This window comes from Micromonospora sp. WMMD987, assembly GCF_029581435.1.
GTDB lineage: Bacteria > Actinomycetota > Actinomycetes > Mycobacteriales > Micromonosporaceae > Micromonospora > Micromonospora rifamycinica.
In genome coordinates this window covers 5,171,839-5,197,074 of record NZ_CP120861.1, presented here as the reverse complement: position 1 = coordinate 5,197,074, position 25,236 = coordinate 5,171,839, and the positions used below count along the sequence as shown (strand labels likewise).

At 74.9% G+C, this 25,236-nt stretch carries 18 protein-coding genes and 1 pseudogene; 12 read left to right on the top strand and 7 right to left on the bottom strand.

The features are described from left to right. Both O7612_RS21805 and O7612_RS21800 read right to left on the bottom strand, forming a co-directional pair. Entirely contained in the window at positions 1–720 is a 720-nt protein-coding gene (locus O7612_RS21805) for a monooxygenase (RefSeq protein WP_282266961.1), read from the bottom strand. After that, positions 717–1,205 (bottom strand): YbaK/EbsC family protein, encoded by a 489-nt coding sequence (locus O7612_RS21800; RefSeq protein WP_282266960.1) that lies wholly within the window; start codon positions 1,203–1,205, stop codon positions 717–719. Before O7612_RS21800 ends, O7612_RS21805 begins: the two co-directional genes overlap by 4 nt. A gap of 536 nt (positions 1,206–1,741) precedes the next feature. On the opposite strand from O7612_RS21800, the gene O7612_RS21795 reads away from it, so the two are divergent. From O7612_RS21795 to O7612_RS21755, 9 genes and pseudogenes are all read left to right on the top strand, one after another. Beyond that, entirely contained in the window at positions 1,742–2,191 is a 450-nt protein-coding gene (locus tag O7612_RS21795) for an SAV_6107 family HEPN domain-containing protein (RefSeq protein WP_282266958.1), read from the top strand. A 202-nt stretch (positions 2,192–2,393) separates the two neighbouring features. Next, positions 2,394–3,131: a hypothetical protein gene (locus O7612_RS21790; RefSeq protein ID WP_282266957.1), complete on the top strand. Its 738-nt coding sequence runs from the start codon at positions 2,394–2,396 to the stop codon at positions 3,129–3,131. A 20-nt stretch (positions 3,132–3,151) separates the two neighbouring features. Further along, on the top strand, positions 3,152–4,816 hold the full coding sequence (locus tag O7612_RS21785; protein ID WP_282273993.1) for a DNA polymerase Y family protein: 1,665 nt from the start codon (positions 3,152–3,154) through the stop codon (positions 4,814–4,816). A gap of 414 nt (positions 4,817–5,230) precedes the next feature. Next, positions 5,231–8,737, top strand: coding sequence for an error-prone DNA polymerase (locus O7612_RS21780; protein ID WP_348774247.1), 3,507 nt, complete (start codon positions 5,231–5,233; stop codon positions 8,735–8,737). 91 nt (positions 8,738–8,828) lie between these two features. Beyond that, on the top strand, positions 8,829–9,008 hold the full coding sequence (locus tag O7612_RS21775; RefSeq protein ID WP_282266955.1) for a hypothetical protein: 180 nt from the start codon (positions 8,829–8,831) through the stop codon (positions 9,006–9,008). Positions 9,009–9,051: 43 nt separating this feature from the next. Continuing rightward, positions 9,052–9,822, top strand: coding sequence for a methyltransferase domain-containing protein (locus O7612_RS21770; RefSeq protein ID WP_282266954.1), 771 nt, complete (start codon positions 9,052–9,054; stop codon positions 9,820–9,822). Next, entirely contained in the window at positions 9,819–11,006 is a 1,188-nt protein-coding gene (locus O7612_RS21765; protein ID WP_282266953.1) for a nucleotide pyrophosphatase/phosphodiesterase family protein, read from the top strand. The genes O7612_RS21770 and O7612_RS21765 overlap by 4 nt, the downstream gene beginning before the upstream one ends. A 92-nt stretch (positions 11,007–11,098) precedes the next feature. Next, a pseudogene (locus tag O7612_RS21760) lies at positions 11,099–12,357 on the top strand (DNA polymerase IV). A gap of 115 nt (positions 12,358–12,472) precedes the next feature. After that, positions 12,473–12,868 carry a DUF3040 domain-containing protein gene (locus O7612_RS21755; protein WP_067301847.1) on the top strand — a complete coding sequence of 132 codons (396 nt, stop codon included), beginning with the start codon at positions 12,473–12,475 and terminating at the stop codon, positions 12,866–12,868. 266 nt (positions 12,869–13,134) lie between these two features. Here the strand turns inward: O7612_RS21755 and O7612_RS21750 are convergent, their stop codons facing one another. From O7612_RS21750 to O7612_RS21740, 3 genes are read right to left on the bottom strand one after another with little or no spacing between them, the layout of a single operon-like run. Continuing rightward, positions 13,135–15,603, bottom strand: a complete 2,469-nt coding sequence (locus tag O7612_RS21750; RefSeq protein WP_282266952.1) for a transglutaminaseTgpA domain-containing protein — start codon at positions 15,601–15,603, stop codon at positions 13,135–13,137. A 28-nt stretch (positions 15,604–15,631) separates the two neighbouring features. Continuing rightward, positions 15,632–16,930, bottom strand: coding sequence for a DUF58 domain-containing protein (locus O7612_RS21745; RefSeq protein ID WP_282266951.1), 1,299 nt, complete (start codon positions 16,928–16,930; stop codon positions 15,632–15,634). 1 nt (position 16,931) lies between these two features. Beyond that, positions 16,932–17,990, bottom strand: coding sequence for a MoxR family ATPase (locus O7612_RS21740; protein ID WP_282266950.1), 1,059 nt, complete (start codon positions 17,988–17,990; stop codon positions 16,932–16,934). A gap of 417 nt (positions 17,991–18,407) precedes the next feature. Between O7612_RS21740 and leuS the strand changes: the two genes are divergently transcribed. Beyond that, positions 18,408–21,272 (top strand): leucine--tRNA ligase, encoded by a 2,865-nt coding sequence (leuS, locus tag O7612_RS21735; protein ID WP_282266949.1) that lies wholly within the window; start codon positions 18,408–18,410, stop codon positions 21,270–21,272. 92 nt (positions 21,273–21,364) lie between these two features. Here the strand turns inward: leuS and O7612_RS21730 are convergent, their stop codons facing one another. Next, complete coding sequence (locus O7612_RS21730) at positions 21,365–22,207, bottom strand: hypothetical protein (RefSeq protein WP_067301833.1); 843 nt, start codon at positions 22,205–22,207, stop codon at positions 21,365–21,367. Further along, positions 22,204–23,115 carry an ATP-binding cassette domain-containing protein gene (locus O7612_RS21725; RefSeq protein WP_067301924.1) on the bottom strand — a complete coding sequence of 304 codons (912 nt, stop codon included), beginning with the start codon at positions 23,113–23,115 and terminating at the stop codon, positions 22,204–22,206. Before O7612_RS21725 ends, O7612_RS21730 begins: the two co-directional genes overlap by 4 nt. A gap of 132 nt (positions 23,116–23,247) precedes the next feature. On the opposite strand from O7612_RS21725, the gene O7612_RS21720 reads away from it, so the two are divergent. Both O7612_RS21720 and O7612_RS21715 read left to right on the top strand, forming a co-directional pair. After that, a complete protein-coding gene (locus O7612_RS21720; RefSeq protein WP_067301921.1) occupies positions 23,248–24,489 on the top strand; it encodes a histidine kinase in 1,242 nt (413 codons plus the stop codon). Further along, the gene (locus O7612_RS21715) at positions 24,486–25,172 is read left to right on the top strand and encodes a response regulator transcription factor (RefSeq protein WP_282266948.1); all 687 of its coding nucleotides are present in this window, start codon (positions 24,486–24,488) and stop codon (positions 25,170–25,172) included. The genes O7612_RS21720 and O7612_RS21715 overlap by 4 nt, the downstream gene beginning before the upstream one ends. Positions 25,173–25,236 lie beyond the last annotated feature (64 nt).

Genomic DNA, 25,236 nt, shown 5'->3' with positions numbered 1-25,236 from the left:
TCACGGTTGCGGGTCACCGTCGGCGACCCAGCCGAGCACCGACCGGTCGCCGACCACTGCGCGCACCTCGAAGCGCGCGAACAACTCCTCCGCGTACCACCCCTCGGTGGGGGTGCGGGTGATCGCCGCGCGGTGCTCCGGGTGACGGTACGCGAACGCCACGAGGTCCGTCGGATCGCGCCACACGCTGACCGTGCCCTGCCAGCCGAGCGGCGCCTCGCCGACGCCGAACCGGGCGAGCAGCCCCGGGGCGGCGTGCAGCGCGGCGGCGACCGGGGGGACGGCCTTCCAGAAGGTGAGCGCACGGCGGGGGCGCAACCGGGCCCGGGTCAGCGCCAGCACCGGCCCGTCGACCCGGCCACCCGCCGGATCGCCGAACGGCCGCCGGCCCGACCACTCGCCCCGGCTGGTCACCGGGCGCAGCTCCAGCCGGGCCGAGGCGTGCGCGATCCGGGCCCAGGAGCGGCCCACCGGGGAGGCGTCGAAGCCGGCCGCCGCGGCGGGGGAGTCCCACACCACCAGCGCGGCCCACCGGGTCAGGTCGGCGTCCCCCGGGCCGAAGCCGGTGCCGGTCCCGGTGCCGAGCAGCTTGCCGAACCGTACGCCGGGCGTGCGCCGCAGCCGCCACGGATGCCGGGCCATCCGGGCCAGCGCCCGGCCGAGGGCGGCCCGGGGCACCCGCCACACGTGCAGGGTGACCAGTTCCGGGGGGGTGCTCACGCCACCTCGGCGGGGGTGCCGCCGGTGATCCGCAGCAGTTCCGGATAGGTGGTGGGAAAGACGGCCTGCGGTACGCCACCCGCGGCCCACACCTCGGGGTGGCCGGCCAGGGCGGTGTCGACCAGGGTGCGCAACGGCCCGGGGTGGCCGACCGGGGCGACCCCGCCGATCACCTGCCCGGTGTGCTCCCGGACGAACTCGGGGGTGGCCCGGCGCAGGTGGGTCACCCCGAGATGGGCGGCCAGGCCGGCGGTGTCCACCCGGTGTGCGCCGGAGGTGAGCACCAGCAGCGGTGTGCCGTCGGCGTCGAAGACCAGCGAGTTGGCGATCGCGCCGACGTGCACGCCGAGCGCGGCGGCCGCCGCGGCGGCGGTGTGCACCGCCTCGGGCAGCAGCCGGACCCGGCTGGTGGAGCCGGACCCGTCCCGCGCGCCCGCGTCGTCGAGCGCCCGCTGCACCGCCTGCACGTTCGGGTGTGACTGCATGGGGCCATTCTCCCCGGTGCCGTCGGTGCTGCGGCATCCGGTCCCGGGTGGGCGCCCGAGCACCCCGCACCCGGCCGCACCCCCACCGGCGCGCGGTCCGGTCCCGCCGCTGCCGGGTGCGGGCGGGGCTCCAACCTGGCACGCCGTACGCCACCGTTGCGTTTTCGTCGGGGGCAGGGTGTACTGTCAGAGCAGTTAGAACGAGTGTTCGATTCACTCGCACACCCGTTCCAACGCCCCCGGGGGCGGTGTTTCGCGGCGCCGACCCGGGCAGGTGCGGTTTCGCGGACCGCACCGGGGTTCCGGGCAGTCGCGAGCCCGGTCCCGTCAAGGCAGGTCGTCGCCCGCCGCCCACGACCCCCGGGCGGCGGGCGACGAACCCGCCGGTTCGCCGGCCGGGTGTGGTGTGGGGAAGCGTCCACACCCGGCCGGCCCCCATCGGTGCGCCTTCCTCCGCACCACCCGCCCCGGGCGTCGCGCCGGTGGACTCCTCCACCGTGCGTTCCGCCCGACCCGGTCACGCGGAGGAGACAGTCATGCCGACCAACCCGGCCCAGGTGCCGACGGTGCCCGCGCACGTGCTGCCGCACCGCACCCCTACCCAGCTCCTCGCGGTGGCCCGACGGGGGCTGGCCGAGGCCGCCCAGACCCGCCCCGACGGGTTGCGTTACGCCGCCGCCCACCTGGCCGCGCTGCGCGCCGCCGCCGCCCTGCTGGCTGCCCGCGCCCGGCCCGCGCCCGGCCGGCGACGCCGGATCACCAGTGTCTGGGTGCTGCTCGCCACCGTCGCCCCCGAGCTGGACGAGTGGTGCCGGCACTTCGCCGCCGCCGCCGGCAAGCGGGCCGCCGCCGAGGCCGGCATACCCCGGGTGGTGACCGCCCGGGAGGCCGACGACCTGCTCCGGGCCGCCGAGCAGTTCGTGGCGGTGGTCGAGCACGCCCTTGGCCTGACCCACCAGCCCGCCCTCGACGGCCTCGCCGCCTGACCCACCTCCGACGGCCGCGCCCGGTCCGGCCGCGCACCGTTCGCCGCCGGCCCGCCGCCGTGGGAACACCCGGTCCGGCCGCGCCTGGGAACACCCGGCTCGCCGCCCGTGGGAACACCCGGTCCGGCCGTGCCCGGTCCCCGCCGGCTCGCCGTCCGGCGCACATCTGATCCGAGTAACGACACGACGGGGGGCTGGTCCGATGGCGGGCCGCATGGTGGTCGGTTCCGCCGCACTGGCCGCTCTGGTACGCCCGGCGAGCGCGCCGGACCCGGCGGGCGGCCACCGGGTGCTCCCGGTGGCACCCGAACTGACCGGCCTGCTGCCGCACCGGGGACTACGCCGGGGCAGCACGGTCGCCGTCGCCACCGGCCAGCCCCGGCGCAGCGGTGGCACCTCCCTGGTGCTGGCGTTGCTCGCCGAGGCGTCCCGGGCCGGATCGTGGTGCGCGGTCGTCGGGGTGCCCACCTTCGGGGCCGGCGCCGCCGCCGAGGCCGGCATCGCCCTGGACCGCCTGGCCCTGGTGCCCCATCCCGGCCCGGACTGGCCCACCGTGGTCGCCGCCCTGATCGACGGGGTCGACGTGGTGGTGACCGCCGTGCCGCACGCCGTCGCCACCCCGGTCGCCGACCGGTTGGCCGCCCGCGCGCGGCAACGTGGCTGCGTGCTCGTCCCGTACGGCCGCTGGGCCGGTGCGGACGTCACCCTCCAGGTGGTCCGGGGGGTCTGGACGGGACTCGGTCCGGGCCGGGGCCGGCTGCGCCGTCGGGAGGTCACCGTGTCGGCCCGTGGGCGCGGTGCGGCGGCCCGCCCGAAGGAGATCACCATGTGGCTGCCCGGCGACGGCTCGACCCGGATCATCCCGCGGGTCGCGTCGACCGGTCCCTCCGCGCCCACCGCCGGGCACCGGTCGGGCGGGTTGACCGTGGTCGGGCCGTGACCCGCACGCCGGTACGCACGATGCTGCTCTGGTGTCCGGACTGGCCGGTGCTCGCCGTCGAGATCGTCGACGGGGTGCCCGCCACCGGCTCGGTGGCGGTGCTGCACGCCAACCGGGTGGTGGCCTGTTCCGCCCCGGCACGCGCCGCCGGGGTGCGCCGGGGCCTGCGCCGACGGGAGGCGCAGGGGCGCTGCCCGTCGCTGACCGTCGTGGACCACGACCCCGGCCGGGACGCCCGTGCCTTCGAACCGGTCGTCGCCGCGGTCGAGGAGGTCGTCGCCGCGGTCGAGGTGGTCCGCCCCGGCGTCTGCGCGCTCGCCGCCCGAGGTCCCGCCCGCCACCTCGGCGGTGAGGAGGCCGCCGCCGAACGGATCGTGGAACAGGTCGCCCAGGCCTGCGCGGTGGAGAGCCAGATCGGGATCGCCGACGGGGTCTTCGCGGCCGGTCTCGCCGCGCGGACCGGGCAGGTGGTGCCCCCGGGCGGCACGCCGGGGTTCCTGGCCGGGCTGCCCGTCGAGGCGATCGGCCGACCTGCGCTGGCCGACCTGCTACGCCGGCTCGGCGTACGGACCCTGGGTGACTTCGCCGCGCTGCCCGCCGGTGACGTGCTGGCCCGGTTCGGCTTCGACGGGGCGCTCGCCCACCGGCTCGCCGCCGGGTACGACCACCGACCGCTCGCCGTCCGGCAGCCGCCCGCCGACCTGACGGTCACCGCCCACCACGACGAGCCCCTCGACCGGGTCGACGCGGCGGCCTTCGCGGCCCGGGTACTGGCTGAGCGGCTGCACGACCGGCTGGCCGGGCACGGGCTGGCCTGCACCCGGCTCGGCATCGAGGCGGTCACCGCGCACGGCCAGGAACTACACCGGGTGTGGCGGCACGACGGGCTGCTCACCGCCGCCGCCATCGCCGACCGGGTGCGCTGGCAGCTCGACGGCTGGCTCTCCGGCAGCACCGGTCGACCCGGTTCCCGCCCGGCCCGACCCACCGCCGGGATCGTCCGGCTGCGGCTGATCCCCGACGGGCTGCTGACCCGGGGCGGGCTGCAACCCGGCCTGTGGGGGGAGGCCGGCGAGGAACGGGACCGGGCGCACCGGGCGTTGAGCCGGGTGCAGGGCATCCTCGGCCCGGAGGCGGTGGTCACCGCCGTGCTGGGCGGCGGCCGGTCCCCGGCCGACCAGACCCGCCTGGTCCCGTGGGGCGACGAGCGACTGCCCACCCGCCCCGCCCCGCCCCCGCTGCCGGGCGCACCCCCGTTACCGGACGTATCCCTACGGCGGGGCGTGTCCCCGCTGCCGGGCGTACCCCCGCTACCGGGTCTGTCTCCACGGTCGGCGACGGGTGGGCCGTCCCCCGCGCCGCCCTGGCCAGGGCGGCTGCCGCCACCCGCCCCGGCCGTGGTGCTGCCCGTTCCGCTCGCCGCGACCGTGCACGACGCCGCCGGGGAGCCGGTGATGGTCAGCGCACGGCTGGTGGTCAGCGCCGCCCCCGCCCGGCTGTGCGTCGGCGGTAGCGACCCGGCGGAGATCGTCGGCTGGGCCGGTCCGTGGCCACTGGACGAACGGTGGTGGGTGCCCGCCGAGGCCCGTCGCCGGGCCCGGTTCCAGGTTTGCCTGGCCGACGGAGCCGCCCTCCTGCTGGCTGTCCAGGCGGGCCGGTGGCTGGTGGAGGCGATCTATGACTGACCGGTGGTCTGGCCCGCGTCGGGCTGCGTCAGGTTGGTCCGGGCCGGGCCGGGTCGGGCTGGTCCGGGCCTCGGTGGTGTTTCCTCGTGAGCGGTATCCCGCTGAGGCATATTTATGCCTCGGCGGCATACCACTCGTCGGAGAAACCACTCCTGTCGGCGGTGACCCTGCCGCGTCACGCCGCCTGCGTAGTAAGAGCGCCCCGTCGTGTCAGGGCGGGCTGCACCGTGAGAGCGGCATGCACCGTGAGAGCGGCCTGCGCTGGGGGAGCGGCCTGCACCGTGAAGGCGGCGCGCACCATGGGGGCGGCCTGCACCGAAAGGGCGGCCTGCACCGTAGGACAGGCTGCACCGAGAGGATGGCCTGCATCGTGGGGGCGGGCACGGCGGGGGCGGGCACGGCGGGGGCGGCCGGATGAGCTTCCATAATCCGAAGCTGCCCTGGTCGGAGCTGGAGCGGGTGCTGTCCGGACGGCCTGCCGACGGCAGCACGGGTGACCGTTGCCTGGGCGGAGGTTCCCCCGGCGAGCGTTCCCCGGGTGACCGGTTTCAGGACGGTGGGACTCGGGGCGGCCGGTTCCAGAACGGCGGGCCTCGGGGTGGGCGGTCCCGGGAGGCCGGGCCGGACGGTCGGCGGCGGACGGACCGGCACCTGCACGTGGTGGATCCGCTCGCCGACGCCGACGGTGGTGACTCGCCGGCCTGGAGCCGGCACCGCGAGCGGTACACCCCTGTCGAACTGACCCGACCCGACGGCGCGGTGCCCTACGCCGAGTTGCACGCGCACACCAACTTCAGTTTCCTCGACGGGGCGAGCCATCCGGAGGAACTGGCCGAGGAGGCCGTCCGGCTGGGGCTGACCGCGCTCGCCGTGACCGACCACGACGGGTTCTACGGGGTGGTCCGGTTCGCCGAGGCGGCCCGTGCGTTGCGCCTGCCGACGGTCTTCGGCGCGGAACTGTCGCTGGGGCTGCCCGGCCCGCAGCAGGGCGAACCGGACCCGATGGGCCGGCACCTGCTGGTGCTCGCCCACGGCCACGAGGGGTACGCCCGACTCGCGTCGGTCATCTCCCGGGCACAGCTACGCGGCGGCGAGAAGGGCCGGCCGGTCTACGGCGAACTGGAACAGGTCGCCGCCGAGCTGCGTGACCACGTGCTGGTGCTGACCGGCTGCCGCAAGGGGCACGTGCCGGCGGCGCTGCTCACCGAGGGGGTCGACGCGGCGGCCCGGGAGCTGGACCGGCTCACCGCGCTGTTCGGCGCGGAGACGGTGGCGGTGGAGCTGACCGACCACGGGCACCCGGTCGACGCCGACCGCAACGACGCGCTCGCCGAGCTGGCCGCCACCGCCGGGCTACCCACGGTGGCCAGCAACAACGTGCACTACGCCAGTCCGGGACGACGACGGCTGGCGACCACCCTGGCCGCTGTCCGGGCCCGCCGCAGCCTGGACGAGATCGACGGCTGGCTGCCCGCCGCGGCCACCGCCCACCTGCGCAGTGGCGCGGAGATGGCGGCCCGGTTCGCCGCGTACCCGGGTGCGGTGTCCCGGGCCGCCGGGTTCGGCGCGGAACTCGCCTTCGACCTGCACCTGGTCGCGCCCCGGCTGCCGGCGTACCCGGTGCCGGCGGGGCACACCGAGATGAGCTGGCTGCGCCACCTCACGCTGGCCGGGGCGCACGAGCGGTACGGTCCACCCGGGGCGCACCCGGAGGCGTACGCACAGCTGGAACACGAGCTGCGGATGATCGACGAGCTGGGCTTCCCCGGCTACTTCCTGGTGGTCTACGACATCGTGGCGTTCTGCCGCACGCAGGACATCTACTGCCAGGGCCGGGGTTCGGCGGCCAACTCGGCGGTCTGCTACGCGCTGCGGATCACCAACGTGGACGCGGTGCGGCACCGGCTGCTGTTCGAACGGTTCCTCGCCCCGGAACGCGACGGGCCACCCGACATCGACGTGGACATCGAGTCCGACCGGCGGGAGGAGGTCATCCAGCACGTCTACGCCCGGTACGGCCGGGAGCACACCGCCCAGGTCGCCAACGTCATCTCGTACCGGCCCCGGTCGGCGGTGCGGGACGTGGCGAAGGCGTTCGGCTACTCGCCCGGCCAGCAGGACGCCTGGAGCAAGCAGATCGACCGCTGGGGCTCGGTCGCGGCGGTGGACGTCGAGGGCATCCCCGAGCAGGTGGTGGCGTACGCCGACGAGTTGCAGACGTTCCCCCGGCACCTGGGCATCCACTCCGGAGGCATGGTGATCTGCGACCGGCCGGTGATCGAGGTGTGCCCGGTGGAGTGGGGACGGATGCCCGGCCGCAGCGTGCTCCAGTGGGACAAGGACGACTGCGCGGCCGTCGGGCTGGTCAAGTTCGACCTGCTCGGCCTGGGCATGCTGTCGGCCCTGCACTACGGATACGACCTGATCGGCCAGAGCCTCGACCTGGGTGACATGACGCTGGACGACCCCGAGGTCTACGAGATGCTCTGCCGGGCCGACTCGGTGGGGGTGTTCCAGGTGGAGAGCCGCGCCCAGATGGCCACCCTGCCCCGGTTGAAACCGCGCGAGTTCTACGACCTGGTGGTGGAGGTGGCGCTGATCCGGCCCGGCCCGATCCAGGGCGGTTCGGTGCACCCGTACATCCGGCGCAAGAACGGCCAGGAACCGGTGACGTACCCGCATCCGTTGATGCGCAACGCGCTGGAGAAGACCCTCGGCGTGCCGCTGTTCCAGGAGCAGCTCATGCAGCTCGCCATCGACCTGGCCGGCTTCGACGCCGCCGGGGCGGACCAGTTGCGCCGGGCGATGGGGGCGAAACGGTCGGTGCGACGGATGGCGCAGCTCGCCGACCGGCTCTACGCCGGGATGGCCGAGCGGGGGATCACCGGCGAGCTGGCCGACGACGTGTACCGCAAGCTCACCGCGTTCGCCAGCTACGGCTTCCCGGAGAGCCACGCGATGAGTTTCGCCTACCTGGTGTACGCCAGCTCGTGGCTCAAGCGCCACCATCCGGCGGCGTTCCTGGCCGCCCTGCTCAACGCCCAGCCGATGGGGTTCTACGCGCCGCAGACCCTGGTCGACGACGCCCGGCGGCACGGCGTCGAGGTCCGCCGGCCGGACGTCAACGCCAGCGGGGCGCGGGCGGTGCTGGAGTCCACCCCGGAAACCCGCTGGGGGAGCGTGCCGGGGGAGCCGCCGCACGCCTGGGGGCTGGGCGGTCCGGCGGTCCGGCTCGGGCTGGGCGGTGTCCGTACCCTCGGCGACGGGGTGGCCGAGCGGATCGAGGCGGAGCGGACGGCGCACGGGGCGTACCGGGACATGCCGGATCTGGCCCGGCGGGTCGGTCTCACCGCCGGCCAGTTGGAGGCGCTGGCCACCGCGGACGCCTTCGCCTGTTTCGGGCTGACCCGGCGGGAGGCGCTCTGGGCGGCCGGGGCGGCGGCCCAGGACCGGCCGGGCCGGCTGCCGGGCACGGTGACCGGCGCGGCGGCGCCGACCCTGCCGGGGATGGAGGCGGTGGACCGGCTGGTCGCCGACGTGTGGGCGACCGGGTTGTCCCCGGAGAGCCACCCGGCCCGGTTCGTCCGGGACCGGCTCGACGCGCTGGGTGCGGTGCCGATCGCCCGGCTCGGTGGGGTGGAACCGGGTCGGCGGGTCCGGGTCGGCGGGATCGTCACCCACCGGCAGCGGCCGGCGACCGCCGGTGGGGTCACCTTCCTCAACCTGGAGGACGAGACCGGGATGCTCAACGTCACGTGTTCGCCGGGGCTGTGGCAGCGCTACCGGCGGGTCGCCCGCGCCAGCGTCGCCCTGGTGGTCCGTGGCCGGTTGCAGCGGCACGAGGGGGTCACCAACCTCACCGCCGACCGGCTGGACCCGATCACACCGCCGGTCGCGCCGCCCTCCCGCGACTTCCGATGAGTGATCCACATTACGGTTTTCCGGGCCGGAAAACGGGAGACTTCCGGCACGCGCCGGCAGAGCGGCCCGCGTGTGGCAAGGGGGATGACCAGTGACGATGGACAGTACGTACACCGGTGGACTGGCGAACGTCCGGCGCACCCGGCTGGGGGCCGGTTGGACGCCCGCCCAGGACGCCGAACCGCGGGAGTACCAGGTGACCGAGGGGCCGGTGGCGAACGACCGCCGGTCCCGCGCCGAGGAGGACCCGGCCGGCGGCGGGGAGATCTGAGCCGGCGGCGTCGGCACTGCCAGCGGGGGGTCGGGTGGCACGGGTGACTAGGCTCGACCGGGTGGAACAGAGCACCCGAGGCCGGTTCGCCGGGCCGCCGCTGACCCCCCGTACCGCCGTCGTCTGGTCGGTGCTCGCCGCCGAACTGGACCGGCGGGCCGACGTCGAGCTGTCCGTGCTCGACGTGGGTGGCGGCACGGGCGGGTTCGCCGTGCCGCTCGCCCAGGCGGGCCACCGGGTGACCGTGGTCGACGCCAGCCCCGACGCGCTCGCCGCGCTCACCCGCCGGGCCGCCGAGGCCGGGGTCGCCGACCGGGTACGCGCCGTGCAGGGCGACGGTGACGCGCTGACCGGCCTGGTCGAACCGGCCTCCGTGGACCTGGTGCTGTGCCATTCGGTGCTGGAGGTGGTCGACGACCCGGCTCCGGTGGCGACCGCGTTGGCCGGTGCGCTGCGTCCCGGCGGTGCGGCGAGTGTGCTGGTCCCCGGGCGGGCCGCCGCCGTGCTGGGGCGGGCCATGAACGGCCAGATGGAGGTCGCCGCCGCGCTGGTCGCCGCCGCCGACGGGGCCGCCGGCCCCCGGGACACCCTGCGCCGCCGGTTCGACGCCGGCGAGGCCGCCGCGCTGCTGCGCGCCGCCGGCCTCACCGTGGAGGAGATCCACGGAGTACGCGTCCTGGCCGACCTGCTGCCCGCCAGCGTCACCGACGGCCAGCCGGGTGCCCTGGTGGAGCTGGAGCGGGCGCTGGCCGGCCGCCCGCCGTACCGGGACCTCGCCGCCCAGCTGCACCTGTTTGCCCGCCGGCCGGCATGACCGGCGTGCCCCGGGGCGGCCTGCCCGCGCCTCCCGCCGATCCGCTGGCGGTGGTGTCGCCGCGCTACGGCGGGGGCAGCCTGGCCGACGTGCTGCCCAGCGCGTTGGCCGTGCTCGGTGTGCCGGGCGCGGTCGACCTGCTCGGGATCGCCCCGGGCCTGGCCGGGGTGCGTCGGATCGCGGTGCTGCTGGTCGACGGCCTCGGGTGGTACCAGCTCCCCACCGCCGCCCCGCACGCCCCGACCCTGACCGGGCTGGCCGCGACGGTGGGCCGCCCGCTGACCTCGGGGTTCCCCTCCACCACCCCGACCAGCCTGGTCACCCTGGGCGCGGGGGTGGTCCCCGGGGCGCACGGGGTGCTCGGCTTCACCGTCCGGGTGCCCGGCACCGACCGGGTGCTCAACCACATCGACTGGGCCGGCGACCCGGACCCGTTGCACTGGCAGCCGGTACGAACCCAGTGGCAGCGCGCCCGGGCCGCCGGGGTCGCGGTGACCGTGGTGAGCCGCCCCGAGTACGCCGGCAGCGGGCTCACCCTGGCCGCCAACCGGGGCGGCGACTACCGGGGGGCCGCCGGGGTGGACGCCCTGGCCCGGACGATGCTGGCGGCGCTGGCCGCCGGCACCGCCCCCGCCCTGGTCTCCGGCTACCACCCCGACCTGGACCGGCACGGGCACCTGAGCGGGGTCGACTCGGCACCGTGGCGGATCGCCGCCGCCGGGGTGGACGACCTGCTGGCCCGGCTCGTCGACGGGCTGCCGTCGGATGCCGCGCTGCTGGTCACCGCCGACCACGGTCAGCTCGACGTGCCCGCGGAGCACCGCTTCGACCTGGACACCGAGCCGCGGCTACGGGCCGGCGTGCGGGTGGTCGCCGGTGAACCCCGGGTGCGCTACCTGCACGTCGAGCCGGGTGCGGTGGACGACGTGCTGGCCACCTGGTCGGCGGTGCTCGGCCCGGCGGCCCGGGTGGCCACCCGGGAGGAGATGGTGGCCGAGGGCTGGTTCGGCCCGGTCGGCGAGGACCACCTGCACCGGGTCGGCGACGTGGTGGTGACCTGCCGGGACACGTACGCGGTGCTGGCCACCCGGTCCGAGCCGCCGGCGGCGTCCCGGCTGGTGGCGTACCACGGGGCGGACACGGCGGTGGAGATGACCGTGCCGCTGCTGGTGGTGCGGGGCTGACGGCCGGACTGCCCGGCCGCCGGCTGCGTGGCGCGGCGTCGCGTGACCCGGCTGCCGGGCCGGGTGTCGTACCGGGCGGCTAGCCTGCGGGGATGGGTCGGAGCCAGTCGTTGCCGCGGGGCGGTGATCCGCGCTTCGGCCCCGACGCCGACGACTCGGCCAGCCCGATCCTGCACGTCGACATGGACGCCTTCTTCGCCGCCGTGGAGGTACGCCACCGGCCCGAGCTGCGCGGCCGTCCGGTGGTGGTCGGCGGGACCGGCCCCCGCGGCGTGGTCAGTTCCGCCAGCTACGAGGCCCGCCGGTACGGCGTGCGCAGCGCGATGCCCACCGCGCGGGCGCGGGCGCTCTGCCCGGGTGCGGTCTACCTGCCCCCTGACTTCACCCGCTACCGGGCGGCCTCCGACGCGGTGATGCGGATCTTCCGGGACGTCACCCCGCTGGTCGAGCCGCTCTCCCTCGACGAGGCGTTCCTCGACGTGACCGGTGCCCGTCGGTTGTTCGGCCCGCCGGCCGCCATCGCCCGGCGGATCCGCGCCCGGGTGACGGCCGAGCAGGGGCTGACCTGCTCGGTCGGGGTGGCACCGACCAAGTTCGTGGCGAAGCTCGGTTCCACCCGGGCCAAGCCGGACGGCCTGCTCGTGGTGCCGGCCGGTCGGGTGCTGGAGTTCCTGCACCCGCTGCCGGTCGACGCGTTGTGGGGGTGGGGGAGCGGTCCGCCGAGACGCTGCGCCGGCTCGGCCTGCGGACCATCGGCGACCTGGCCGAGGCACCCGTCGGGATGCTCCGCAAGTCGCTCGGTGCGGCGTCCGCCACCCACCTGCACGAGCTGGCCCGTGGGCGCGATCCCCGTCCGGTCAGCCCGGAGCAGGTGGAGAAGTCGATCGGGGCCGAGGTGACCTTCGACGTCGACGTCGTCGACCCGCAGCGGATCCGCCGGGCGTTGCTCGCCCTCAGTGAGAAGGTGGGCAGCCGGCTGCGCGGGGCCGGTCAGGTCGGCCGGACGATCTCGCTCAAGGTGCGACTGTCCGATTTCCGCACCGTCCACCGGTCCCGGACACTCGGCGTGGCGACCGACGTGGCCCGGGAGATATTCGACACGTCCTGGGGCCTCTGGACGGTTCTCGACCCTGGTGAGCCGGTCCGGCTGGTCGGCGTCCGGGTGGAGGGCCTGGCCGGGGTGGCCGACACACCGCGACAGCTCACTCTCGGCGCACCCGAGCGGGGATGGCGGGAGGCGGAGACCGCCGCGGACGCGGCGGCTGCCCGTTTCGGGCGGTCCGTCATAGGTCCGGCCAGTCTGCTCGGTAAACGTGATCGCCGGCCCGGGGAAAATAGCAGTCGGCCGTAGGTCGTCCCGCTTTCCGACGCGCGAGCCCCCTCGTAGACTTGGCGGCAAGCAGCCGGATGGCTGCCACGGTCTGTCGGCCCGACCGGGCCGACCAACGTGACCGGGGAGGAGTGCCGTGCCGCTCTCGGAGCACGAGCAGCGGCTGTTCGAGCAGATCGAGCGGTCGCTTGCCGAGGACCCCAAATTCGCCTCGGCCGTGCGCGCCAGCGACCCGCGTTTCCACACGCGACGTCGCCTGCTCGTCGCTGCCGGCGTGGTGGTCGTCGGCCTGGCCCTGTTGGTCTACGGCGCGGTGATCAAGACGCCGCCGCTGGCAGTGGCGGGGTTCGTCGTCATGCTGGCCGCGCTGGGCTACGCGGTGCAGTCGCACCGGCGGGCGCAGTCACCGGATCTGCACGTGGTGGGTGGCACGACGAGTCGCCGCCGTCCGCGTGGCCGGGGTGGTCGTCGGCCGTCGCTGCTGGACCGGATGGAAGATCGGTGGCGGCAGCGTCCGGAGGGACACCGCTGACCTGTCCGTCCCCCGGGACGGGCGGGCGTCACCGCCGACGGTGGGTGCCGGACGACGTCCGGCAACCTCCGTCGTATCGCCATGTCCACACCGCCCGCCGGCCCGGTGACCCGCGCCGCCCGCCCGACGGGCCGGTCACCCGATGGCACGCGTGGCCCGCCGGCCCGGGAGCACGCGCGCCGGCCGCCCGGTAGCGGATCGCCCGCCGGCCGCCCGGTAGCACGTCCGCCCGCCGGCCCGGTAGCGGCACGGGGGGCGGGCGACGGTCAGGCGCGGCGGGTGGCCAGCAGCCGGCGGGGATTCCAGCGCAGCAGCAGCCGGCGGAGCCGGCCGGAGGCCGCCACCATCCGTGCCGAGCCGTCGCCGAGCGAGGTGCGCCAGCGCAGCAGCACCGACGGGGGCAGCACGGCGGCGAGGAACCGGGTACGCCGGTCCGCCCTGGCGGCGAGGGTGCCGCGTACCGTCCGCAGCGCCGGGTACAGCGGTTCGCCGGTCAACGGATTCCGGGCGTAGCGGGCGCGTTCCTCCGCCCGGCCGAGCAGCCGCACCGCCGTGGCCGAGTCGGCGTCCGTGCCGACCGCCTCCCGGGCCAGCCGTTCGGCGGTCGCCCGGGGCGTCTCCGTCCGGTCGATCGGTACCCGGTAGTCGACCAGGGTGTCGAGCAACTCGTCCCAGGCCGCGTGCGCGTCCGACCGGGCCCGGTCGGCCTCCGCACCCAGCACCGTCATCGCCGCGCTCCCACCCGCCGCGTCGTCCGGGGCCACGCCGGCCGCCACCGGGACGGGCGGGCGGTGCCGCCGCTGGCGCAGCGCCCGGCGACGCAGCGCCGGCACGGCCAGGAGCACCAGGAGGGTCAGCAACCCGGCGGCCGTCCACCACGGCCAGGTCGGGGCACGTTCGACGGGAGCGTTGGCGGTCGTGTCGAAGCCCTGGTCGACCTCCCGGTCGGTCTCGTCGGCGGGCTGCGGCTCGGCGGTGGCGCCGGGGTCACCCGGGGCGGCCGGCGCGGTGGTGTCCGACGGCTCCGGATCCGGCGCGTCGGAGTCCGGCGCCCACGCCGACCGGGTGGAGCCCTGCACGCCGTACGCCGGGGTGGCGTCGAACGGCACCCACCCCAGCCGGTCGAAGTAGACCTCCGTCCAGGAGTGCAGGTTCCGGTTGGTCAACGTGTAGGTGTCCCCGTCGGCGTTGCTGCCGTTGGTGAAGCCGAACGCCACCCGGGCCGGGATACCGGCCTCCCGCACCAGCCAGGCCAGCGCCGCCGCGTACTGCTGGCAGTAGCCGACCTTGTTGGTGAGGAAGTCGACGATCTCCTGGCCGCTGGTGCCGCCCTTGGTGCTCAGCGAGTACCGGAAGCCGTTGTCCTGGGAGAAGTAGTCGTAGATCGCCCGGACCCGGTCGTAGTCGGTGGACTTCCCCTCCACCAGCCGGTTGACCAGCAGGGTGACCTCCCGTGCCTCCGGGGTCCGGGTCTGTTGCCGCCGGATCGGGTGGTCGGCGGGCAGCGGCCGGGCCCGGCGCAGCGCCGCCGGGTCGTACGTCGAGCGCACGTACTCGAACGAGTAGCGCTTGCCCCGGGAGTTGTCCCGGTTGGAGAAGACCACCCCGAGGTTCTGGTCGTACGACCAGTTGCCGTTGAGCCCGTCGAAGCTGACCGGATCGGTGTAGAGCGGCACGAAGGGCATATTCAGCGTCCGGTTGACCTCCACGGTCGCCCGGTACGTCTGCTGCTCCACCCCCGGTCCGGCCCGGTCCGCAGGGTCGGGCAGTTCCCGGTTGACCGGTCGGCCGTTGGGCGCGCGCACCCGGAAGCCGTCCGGGCGCAGCTCGTCCGCGACGCCGAAGCGCAGGTAGAAGGGGTTCTTCTCGGTGGTGGTGACCTTCACCATGGTGGCCACCTCGGACTGGTTGAGCTGCCCGCTGAGCGCCGCGAAGAGGTCGATCCGTTCGGGGCCGCCGCCCTGCCCGGGACGTCCGGTGCCGGTGCCGTTGCCGGCGCCGATGAACTGGTCCAGCAGCCCACCGCTCATCCCCGGCACGGCCAGCGGCAGCACCACGGCCAGGGCCACCCCGACCACCGCCAGCCGGCGGCCGGCGGCGGCCAGCGGAGAGGACTCCCAGACGTCCACGTCGCGACCCTCGCCGGTGAACCGGCGGCCGAACCGGCGCACCCGGTCGACGTTGTCGGTGACCAGCAGCCAGAGGTAGCCGGCGGCGCCGATCACGAACGGCAGCGCCGGCACGCTGTCCACGTAGACCGCCACCGGCACCGAGTAGATGGCCAGCATGGGCAGCCCGGCCAGGGCCGGTCGGCGCAGTCCGACGGCGAGCACGTCGACCACGACCGCCACCGAACCCACCCCGAGCACGCTGATGAACAGCAGTGGGGTGGTGTCCGGCACCTTCACCCCGTAGGTGCGCATGTCCTGCAACGAGCCCTGCGCCAGCTCACCGAAGTGGGCCAGCGTGCCCGGCGTGGGCAGGAACGCGATCAGCTCGCTGCCGCCCGGGAAGAGCCAGGTCAGCGCGAGCAGCAGACCGGCGAGCATGCCCAGCACCTGACCCCAGAGCGGGGCCCGGACCAGCCGGGTGAGCGCCGCCGCGCCGGCCACCACGGCGACCGCGATGGTCGACTGGATCAGCCAGGTCCACTGCTGGAAGATCGACGACAGCGGGGCCGCGGCGAGCAGGGTCGCCGCGGCGGCCACGAAGCCGATGTTCCGGGACGCGATCACGGCGTCACCCTCTCTGTGGTCGGACGGGTCACCGCACCGCCCCGGCGACGGTCTCGGCGAGCGCCGCGCGCAGCGCGAAACCCTGCGAGCCGCGCCCGGCCTGCGGCCAGAGCACCGGCAGCTGACCGTCGTGGTCGACCCCGATGATCCGCCAGCCGCCCTGCAACAGGGTGAGCGCGGCGGCGGCGTGGACCTGCTCGGCCTCGAACCGGGCGCGTTCCGGCAGGCTGAGCCAGGTGGAGCTGTTGAGCAGGAAACCGACGCAGGTCGCGCCACTGCCGCGCAAGCCGCTGAGCAGCTCCGCCTCGGCGGTGGTCAGCGAGCCGAACAGGGCGATGATCAGGCCACCGTCGGCGCGTTGCCGGACCCGCTGCACCAGGGCCGCGACGTCGCCGCGCTGGTCGAGCCGGACGTCGGCGAGGTGGTCGAGGAGCAGGCCGTCCCCGGTGGCCTCGGTGGCGTCGACGTCCACCCCGTCCCCGGTGACCAGGCGCAGTTTGTAGCCGGCCTGCCGGAGGTGGGTGGCGATGCTGGCGGCGGCGGAGACCGACCACTCGAAGCTGGCCGTCGGGCCATCGCCCCGGTGGCCGTGCGCCCGGGTGTCCAGCAGCACCGTGGCCCGGCTCTCCCAGGGCTGTTCCTCACGGCGCACCATCAGCTCACCGGTGCGGGCGGTCGACTTCCAGTGCACCCGGCGCAGGTCGTCGCCCATCCGGTACTCGCGGGTGGCGGTGTCGTCCTCGCCGTGCACGGCGACCGACCGGGCCCGGCTGTCGCCGCTACCGGCGTACTCGCCGGGCAGGCGTACCGAGGGCAGCGGGGTGACCTGGGGGATCACCGTCAGCTGCTCGGTGCTGGGGAAGGCCCGGGCCAGCTCGCACAGTCCGAACGGGTCGGTCATCCGGACCACCAGGGGGCCCACCTCGTACCGGCCGCGCACGTCGGCCCGGACGGTGTACGCCACCGAGCTGGCCTGGTGCGCGCCGAGCCGCTCCAGCACCACCCGGGGCCGGCTGCCCAGCGCGTACGGCAGCCGGTCCTCCAGCAGCAGGGTGCCGGTGGGCAGCCGGGACATGTTCTGCAACCGCAGCACCACCCGGGCGCTGGCCCCTACCGGCACCCGGTGCGGGTCGAGGGAGCGGTTGCAGGCCAGCTTGTACCTGGTCCGCCCGACGTACAGCGCGGCGAGCAGCGGCAGGACGGCGAGCAGCACCGCCACCCGGAGCAGGTCCCGCTCGCCGAGGATGCCGGCGGAGATCGCCGCCGCGATCGCCGCCGCCAGGAACGAACGGCCCCGGGTGGTCAGGCCCCGCAGCCCGGCCCGCACCTCACGGCCTCCGCGGCTCGAACGGCGGGCGGCCGTTGCCGGCGGCGGGCCGGGGTGTGTCGTACCCGGTGGCGCGCTTGCGGTCCGACGGCAGGGCCAGCCGGTGCACCAGGTCGGCGACGATCGCGTCGGTGGTGCGCCGGGCGAGCTGGGCGTCCGCGGTGGGGATGACCCGGTGGGCCAGCACCGGTACCGCGAGCGCCTGGAGGTCGTCGGGCAGCACGTAGTCACGCCCCTCCAGGGCGGCCACCGCGCGGGCGGTGCGCAGCAGCTGGAGGGTGGCCCGGGGGGACGCGCCCAGCCGCAGGTCGGGGGCCTCCCGGGTGGCGGTGACCAGGTCGACGGCGTACTGCTTGACGGCGTCGGCGACGTGCACGTTGCGCACGGTGGCGATCAGCCGGCGGACCGTGTCGGCGTCGGAGACCGGCCGCAGCTCTTGGAGCGGGTCGGCGGCACCGTGCCCGTCGAGCATGGCCAGCTCGGCCTCCGGGCCGGGGTAGCCCATCGCGATCCGGGCGGTGAACCGGTCCCGCTGCGCCTCCGGCAGGGGGTACGTCCCCTCCATCTCGATCGGGTTCTGGGTGGCGATCACCATGAACGGCGTCTGGAGCTGGTAGGTGACCCCGTCGACGGTGACCTGCCGTTCCTCCATGCACTCCAGCAGGGCCGACTGGGTCTTCGGCGAGGCCCGGTTGATCTCGTCGCCGACGACCAGGTTGGCGAAGACCGCGCCGGGCCGGAACTCGAAGTCGTGGGTCTCCTGGTTGTAGACGCTCACCCCGGTGACGTCGCTGGGCAGCAGGTCCGGGGTGAACTGGATGCGGCGGACCGAGCAGTCGATGGACCGGGCCAGCGCCTTGGCCAGTTTGGTCTTGCCGACGCCCGGAACGTCCTCGATCAGCAGGTGGCCCTCGGCCAGCAGGACCGCCAGGGCGAGCCGCACCGTGGCTGTCTTGCCCTCGATGACCTGCTCGATGTTGGCCACGATGGCCTCGCTGGCGGCATGGAACTCGTCGTGCGGCAGCACGCCGCCCACCTCGTCCCAGGTCTGTTGTGTCACGGGCCTTCCCCTCGTCGCCACGACGGCAGCTCTGTAAGGAGCACCTGGACCCGTCGTTCGGTTCGCAACGGGAAGTCTCGTCTGCCGCAGGAATCGCACTGGTCTCTCAGGCTAACCATGTTTGCGGTGATCGCCGAACCCTGCCGGAAGTCGGCCGGTCACCCGGCGGATATTCGTCAGGTCGGGGGACCTGACGCGGCCGGTTGGTGACGGACGGTGACCGTCGGACCGGACGTGGCACGCGCCCGGCGGACGCCAGGGGGTACACTGCGGAACATGGCCGGAGCCATCCTGCTTCTTACCGAGCCGTGCTGACGCGCTGACGCGCGACGGCACGGCGGCCCCTCCTGTGCGAGGGGCTTTTTCGTGCCCTGAGCAGATGTCCCGGATCCGACCTGACCGCGCCAAGGAGAAGCCATGACTGAGGCAGCCGCACCGGCGGGCGACATCCCCCCGTTCCGGTACACCGCCGCCCTGGCCGACGAGATCGAACGTCGGTGGCAGGACACCTGGGCGCGGGAGGGTACCTTCCACGCCCCGAACCCCACCGGCCCGCTGGCCGACCCGGACCACACACGGGCCGGCGCGGAGAAGCTCTACGTGCTGGACATGTTCCCCTACCCGTCCGGCGCCGGGCTGCACGTCGGCCATCCGTTGGGCTACATCGGCACCGACTGCTACGCCCGCTACCAACGGATGTCCGGCCGCAACGTGCTGCACGCGATGGGTTTCGACGCGTTCGGGCTGCCCGCCGAGCAGTACGCGGTGCAGACCGGCACCCACCCCCGGACGACCACGGTGGCCAACATCGAGCGGTACAAGGCGCAGCTGCGCCGGCTGGGGCTGGCCCACGACGAGCGGCGCTCGGTGGCCACCATCGACACCGACTTCTACCGGTGGACCCAGTGGATCTTCCTGCAGATCTTCAACTCCTGGTACGACACCGACGCCGGCAAGGCCCGCCCGGTCGCCGAGCTGGTCGCCGAGTTCTCCGCCGGAGACCGGCCCACCCCGGACGGCCGGGCCTGGGCCGAGCTGACCGACGCCGAGCGGCGGCGGATCGTCGACGACCACCGGCTGGCGTACGTCTCGGAGGCGCCGGTGAACTGGTGCCCGGGGCTGGGCACCGTGCTGGCCAACGAGGAGGTCACCGCCGACGGCCGCTCCGACCGGGGCAACTTCCCGGTCTTCAAGCGCAACCTGAAGCAGTGGATGATGCGGATCACCGCCTACGGCGACCGGCTGCTGGACGACCTGGACACGCTGGACTGGCCCGAGTCGATCAAGCTGCAACAGCGCAACTGGATCGGCCGCTCGACCGGTGCGCACATCGACTTCGCGACCGGGACCACCGACTCCGGTGTCGCGGGCGGAGCCCGCATCAGGGTCTTCACCACCCGGCCGGACACCCTCTTCGGGGCCACCTACCTGGTGCTGGCCCCCGAGCACGAGCTGGTCGACGCGCTGACCCCGACCACCTGGCCGGCCGGGACGCGGGACGCCTGGACCGGGGGGCACGCCGGCCCCCGGGAGGCCGTCGAGGCGTACCGGAAGGCGGCGGCGGCCAAGACCGACGTGGAGCGGCAGGCCGACACCCGGGAGAAGACCGGCGTCTTCGTCGGCGCGTACGCCACCCACCCGGTCACCGGCGGGCAGCTCCCGATCTTCATCGCCGACTACGTGCTGGCCGGCTACGGCACCGGCGCGATCATGGCGGTGCCCGCCCAGGACGAACGGGACTGGGACTTCGCCGAGGTCTTCGAGCTGCCGATCGTGCGGACCGTGCAGCCCGCCGACGGGTTCGACGGGAAGGCGTACACCGGGGACGGGCCGGCGATCAACAGCGCCGCGCCCGAGCGCGGCCTGGACCTCAACGGGATGGGGGTGGCCGACGCCAAGTCGGCGATCATCGCCTGGCTGGAGGCCAACGGCCACGGTGTCGGCGCGGTCACCTGGCGGCTGCGGGACTGGTTGTTCTCCCGGCAGCGCTACTGGGGCGAGCCGTTCCCGATCGTGTACGACTCCACCGGCGCGGCGATCCCGCTGCCCGAGTCGATGCTGCCGGTCGAGCTGCCCGAGGTCGACGACTTCTCGCCGAAGACGTTCGACGCCGACGACGCCGACAGTAATCCGGAGACCCCGCTGTCGCGGCGGCGTGACTGGGTCGAGGTGGAGCTGGACCTGGGCGACGGGCCGCAGCGGTACACCCGGGAGACCAACGTGATGCCGCAGTGGGCGGGCTCCTGCTGGTACGAGCTGCGCTACCTGGACCCCACCAACCCCGACCGGTTCGTCGACGCCGAGAACGAGCGGTACTGGATGGGGCCGCGCGCCGAGGGCGACTGCGGGGGCACCGATCTGTACGTCGGCGGGGCCGAGCACGCCGTACTGCACCTGCTGTACGCCCGGTTCTGGCACAAGGTGCTGTACGACCTGGGGCACGTGTCGTCGTTCGAGCCGTTCCGCAGGCTGTTCAACCAGGGCATGATCCAGGCGTTCGCGTTCACCGACCCGCGGGGCGTCTACGTGCCCGCCGAGGAGGTCGTCGAGGTCGACGGCCGCTGGTGGCACGGTGAGCAGGAGGTGACCCGCGAGTACGGCAAGATGGGCAAGTCGCTGCGCAACGTGGTCACCCCGGACGACATGTGCGCGGCGTACGGCGCGGACACCTTCCGGGTGTACGAGATGTCGATGGGCCCGCTGGAGGTGTCCCGCCCCTGGGAGACCCGGGCGGTGGTCGGGTCGTACCGGTTCCTGCAACGGGTCTGGCGGGCCGTGGTCGACGAGCAGACCGGCACGCCGCGGGTCACCGACGAGCCCGCCGACGCCACGACCCGCCGGCTGCTGCACCGGATCGTCGACGGGGTGCGGACCGACATGGAGGGCATCCGGTTCAACACCGCGATCGCCAAGCTGATCGAGCTGACCAACGCGCTCACCCGGCTGGAGCAGACCCCGCGCGAGGTGGCCGAACCGCTGGTGCTGATGCTCGCCCCGTTCGCCCCGCACGTCGCCGAGGAGCTGTGGCGCACCCTGGGACACGACACCTCGCTGGCGTACGCCGACTTCCCGACCGCCGACCCGGCGCTGCTGGTCGCCGACACGGTCACCTACCCGGTGCAGGTCAACGGCAAGGTGCGCGGCCGGGTCGAGGTGCCCGCCGACGCGGCGCAGGAGGCCGTCCGGGCGGCGGCCCTGGAGGCGGTCGCGTCCGCGCTGGCCGGCAAGGAACCCCGCAAGGTCATCGTGGTGCCGGGCCGGCTGGTCTCGGTCGTCGCCTGAGCTGTCGGGAAGGGCCCCTCGTCGACGCTTCATGCGCCGCGAGGGGCCCGTCCCACCGGCCCGCCCCCGTGCTGCTGCCGGACCGGGGCGGGTCAGGGTTCGCGGCGGTGCACGACCAGCGCGGCCACCAGGGTGGCGACGGCCGGCCAGACGGCGAGGGCCAGCCAGGAACCCGGGATCGTGGCGAGATGCTCGTTGAACTGGAGGTACGGGTTCGCGACGAGCCTCTCCCAGGCCGGCACCGGCAGGGCGTTGTGGAGCGCGGCCGTCCACCGGTTCTCCAGGTCGAACGCGAGCGGCAGCAGGAGCAGCAGCCCCGTGGTCGCGACGATCGCCGGGGCGGTGTGCCGCAGCAGCGCGCCGAAGCCCAGGCCGATGAGCGCGCAGACCGGCAGCAGCAGCGCCGAGGCGACGACCGCCCGCAACGCCCCGGGGTCGCCGGGCGACGCGCCGGCCCCCCGGTCGGCGAGGATGGCCTGCGACAGCCCGAACGACACACCTGCGGTCAGCACCCCGACGACCAGCATGACCGTCGCCAGCACCAGCACCTTGGCGGCGGCCACGGCGGCTCGGGCCGGTACGGCGGCGAACGTCGTACGGATCTGGCCGCTGGCGTACTCACCGGCGATCGCCACCGCGCCGACCGCCCCGGCGGCGAGGATGACGAACAACCAACCCTCCTCGGGGAAGGCGTCGTGGATCGGGTCGAACGCGGCCTGCCGCTCCGCCGAGTAGCCAGGCCAGTTGTGGTGGTCGGCCAGGGCCGCCCGCACGCTGAACAGCACGGCCGAGACCGCGATCAGCGCCAGCGACCCGTAGGTGGAACGCAGCGACCACAGCTTGATCCACTCGGCGGCGAGCAGGTCACGGAAGCGGGCGGTGGGCTCGACGGCCCGGCGGCCGGCGCTCCGGGTGGCCTCGGTCGGTGCGGTCACCGGTCTTCTCCTGCCCGGTAGTCGACGCGGTCGGCGGTGAGGTTCATGAACGCTTCCTCCAGCGAGGTGGACCGGGTGATCAACTCGTGCACCGGGATGCCCCGGGTGAATGCCAGGTCGCCGAGCGCCGTCGGGCTCAGGCCGGTCACCGTGAGCGAGCCGTCGGGGGCCGTCCCCACGTCCGCGCCCACCTCACGCACCGCGACGGTCAGCGCCGTCGGGTCGGGCGTACGGACCACGACCTGCGTCCGGACGCTGCGGGTGGCGAACTCGGCCAGGCTCTCGTCGGCGATCAACTCGCCCCGGCCGATCACCACCAGGTGCTGGGCGGTCTGTTCCATCTCGCTCATCAGATGGCTGGAGACGAGGACGGTCCGGCCCTCGGCGGCGAGCCGCCGGAACAGTTCGCGCACCCACCGCACCCCCGCCGGGTCGAGCCCGTTGAACGGCTCGTCGAACAGCAGCGTCGGCGGATCGCCCAGCAGCGCGGCGGCGATGCCGAGCCGCTGCTTCATGCCGAGCGAGAAACCACCGATCCGGCGTCCGGCGACCCCGGTCAGGCCCACCTCGCCCAGCACCTCGTCGACCCGCGACCGGCCGATGGCGTTGCTGGCGGCCAGCGCCCGCAGGTGCGACCGGGCGCTCCGCCCGCCGTGCACGTCGCCCGCGTCGAGCAGCGCGCCGACGTGCCGCAACCCGCGCCGGCGTGCGGCGAACGGCTGCCCGTCGATCAGGGTGCTGCCGCTGGTCGGGCGGTGCAGGCCGAGCAGCAGCCGCAGGGTGGTGGACTTGCCGGCGCCGTTGGGCCCGAGGAATCCGGTCACGTGTCCGGGCCGGACGGTGAGGGTCAGCCGGTCCACGGCAGTGGTCCGGCCGTACCGCTTGGTGAGGTCACGTATCTCGATCACGGGTTCGACGCTGCCGGACGGCGGCCGACCGGACGTCGTACCGCCGGCCACTTCCGGCCCCGCGGGGTAGGCCCCGGGGCGTACGCCCGCCGGCTGATGACCACCCGGCCACCCGCTGGCTACGGTGTGTCCATGCGTCCCGTCGCCACCCGTCCGGACCCCGTCGCCCGCCGGGTGCGGACGGTCCTGATCTGGGCCGGGGTGAGCCTGCTCCCGGCCGTGGTGCTGCTCGCGTCGACCGTCGGCACGGGTGGCCCGCTCCTGCCGGTCGTCACCCCCGACGGAAGCGTGCCGGGGATCCCGCTGCGCTATCTCGCGCCGGCGCTGGTGGTGTTGCTGCCCGCCGCGCTGCTGGGACGTCGTCCGCTGCTCGCGCTGGGGCTGGCCCTCGTCGGGGCCTGCACGGTGACCGTGGCGACGAACGGATGGGAGAACGGCTACCTGTCCGCCGTCTGGTACCTGCAGTTCCTCGTCGTCGATGCGATGGTGGGGCTGGTCGCGGCACGCTTCCCGGGCCGGATCGCGGTCCCCGCCGCCGCCGTGGTGCTCGTGCTGCAGGTCACGGCGGGTTTCGTCAACTCGGCCACCGGCCCGGTCGACCGGGCCGCCAGTTCGGTGCTGCTGGTGGTCGCCGCCGTGGTGGCCGGCGGCGCGGCGCGGGCCCGCCGACGGCACGCCGAGGAGTCACGCGCGCACGCCGCCGTCGAGGCGGTCACCGCGGAGCGGCTGCGGATCGCCCGGGAAGTGCACGACATGGTGGCGCACAGCATCGGCGTCATCGCCATCCAGGCGGGTGTCGGAGCCCGGGTCATCGACACCCAGCCGGGGGAGGCCCGGGCCGCACTCGCCGCCATCGAGCAGACCAGCCGGGACACGCTGGCCGGGCTGCGGCGGACCGTCGGCGCGCTGCGTCACCCGCAGCAGGCGGCGGCGTCGCTGGACCCGCCGCCCGGTCTGGTGGACCTGGACCGGCTGGTCGACGTCGCCGCCGACGCGGGGGTCCGGGTGGCGGTACGCCGGGAGGGCCCGCCCCGACAGCTGCCCGGGGAGGTCGACCTCGCCGCCTACCGGATCGTGCAGGAGGCGCTGACGAACGTCGTCCGGCACGCGGGCGTCGACCGGTGTCAGGTCACCCTCGGCTACCTGCCGGACGGGCTGCGCGTCGAGGTGGTCGACGCGGGCCGGGGCGCTCCGCCCGGCGGTGCGGGTGCGGGTGCGGGACACGGGATCGTCGGCATGCGGGAACGGGTGACGCTGCTCGGGGGCCGGTTCGCCGCCGGGTCGCGCCCGGAGGGCGGCTTCCGGGTCGCCGCCCGCCTGCCGGCCGACGGCGGACGGGCCAGCGTCGAGATGCCCGCCGGGGTCGACGGGTGAGCATCCGGGTCCTGCTCGTCGATGACCAGCCGCTGGTCCGCGCCGGTCTGCGGGTGCTGATCGCCGACGCGCCCGACATCGAGGTGGTCGGTGAGGCCGGCACCGGCGCGGAGGCGGTCCGGCTGGCCCGGGACGTGCTGCCCGACGTGGTGCTGATGGACCTGCGGATGCCCGGGACCGACGGCATCACCGCCACCCGGGCGATCACCGCGGCCGGCGGCCCGCCCCGGGTGCTGGTGCTGACCACGTTCGACGACGACGCGCACGTGCACGGCGCACTGCGTGCCGGGGCGAGCGGATTCCTGGTCAAGGACATGGCCCTGGAGGACATCCTCGGTGCGGTCCGGGTGGTCGCCGCCGGTGACGCCCTCATCGCGCCGGCGGTGACCCGCCGGCTGATCGCCGAATTCGCCCGCCGCCCTGACCGGACGGCCCACCCGCGCCCCCTGCCCGGGGTGACCGAGCGGGAACGCGAGGTGCTGACCCTGGTCGGCCGGGGACTGTCCAACGCGGAGATCGCCGCGCACCTGTTCATCAGCGCGGCCACCGCCAAGGCCCATGTGGCCCGGCTGTTCACCAAGCTCGGCGCACGGGACCGGGTGCACCTGGTCATCGCCGCCTACGAGGCCGGACTGGTCCACCCCGCGCGCCGTGACGACCGTGACGCGGACCGGGGCCGCTGACCCACCGCGGCGACGGCCCGCCACCGGCCGGTCCGGTCGGCGTCAGCGTCGATCCCCGACGCCG

Bases quoted from the DNA above. Each gene is read 5' to 3' on its own strand.
- O7612_RS21790 (WP_282266957.1), top strand. From the start codon at position 2,394: ATGGCGGGCCGCATGGTGGTCGGTTCCGCCGCACTGGCCGCTCTGGTA.
- O7612_RS21795 (WP_282266958.1), top strand. From the start codon at position 1,742: ATGCCGACCAACCCGGCCCAGGTGCCGACGGTGCCCGCGCACGTGCTG.
- O7612_RS21720 (WP_067301921.1), top strand. From the start codon at position 23,248: ATGCGTCCCGTCGCCACCCGTCCGGACCCCGTCGCCCGCCGGGTGCGG.
- O7612_RS21785 (WP_282273993.1), top strand. From the start codon at position 3,152: ATGCTGCTCTGGTGTCCGGACTGGCCGGTGCTCGCCGTCGAGATCGTC.
- O7612_RS21765 (WP_282266953.1), top strand. From the start codon at position 9,819: ATGACCGGCGTGCCCCGGGGCGGCCTGCCCGCGCCTCCCGCCGATCCG.
- leuS (WP_282266949.1), top strand. From the start codon at position 18,408: ATGACTGAGGCAGCCGCACCGGCGGGCGACATCCCCCCGTTCCGGTAC.
- O7612_RS21800 (WP_282266960.1), bottom strand. From the start codon at position 1,205: ATGCAGTCACACCCGAACGTGCAGGCGGTGCAGCGGGCGCTCGACGAC.
- O7612_RS21780 (WP_348774247.1), top strand. From the start codon at position 5,231: ATGAGCTTCCATAATCCGAAGCTGCCCTGGTCGGAGCTGGAGCGGGTG.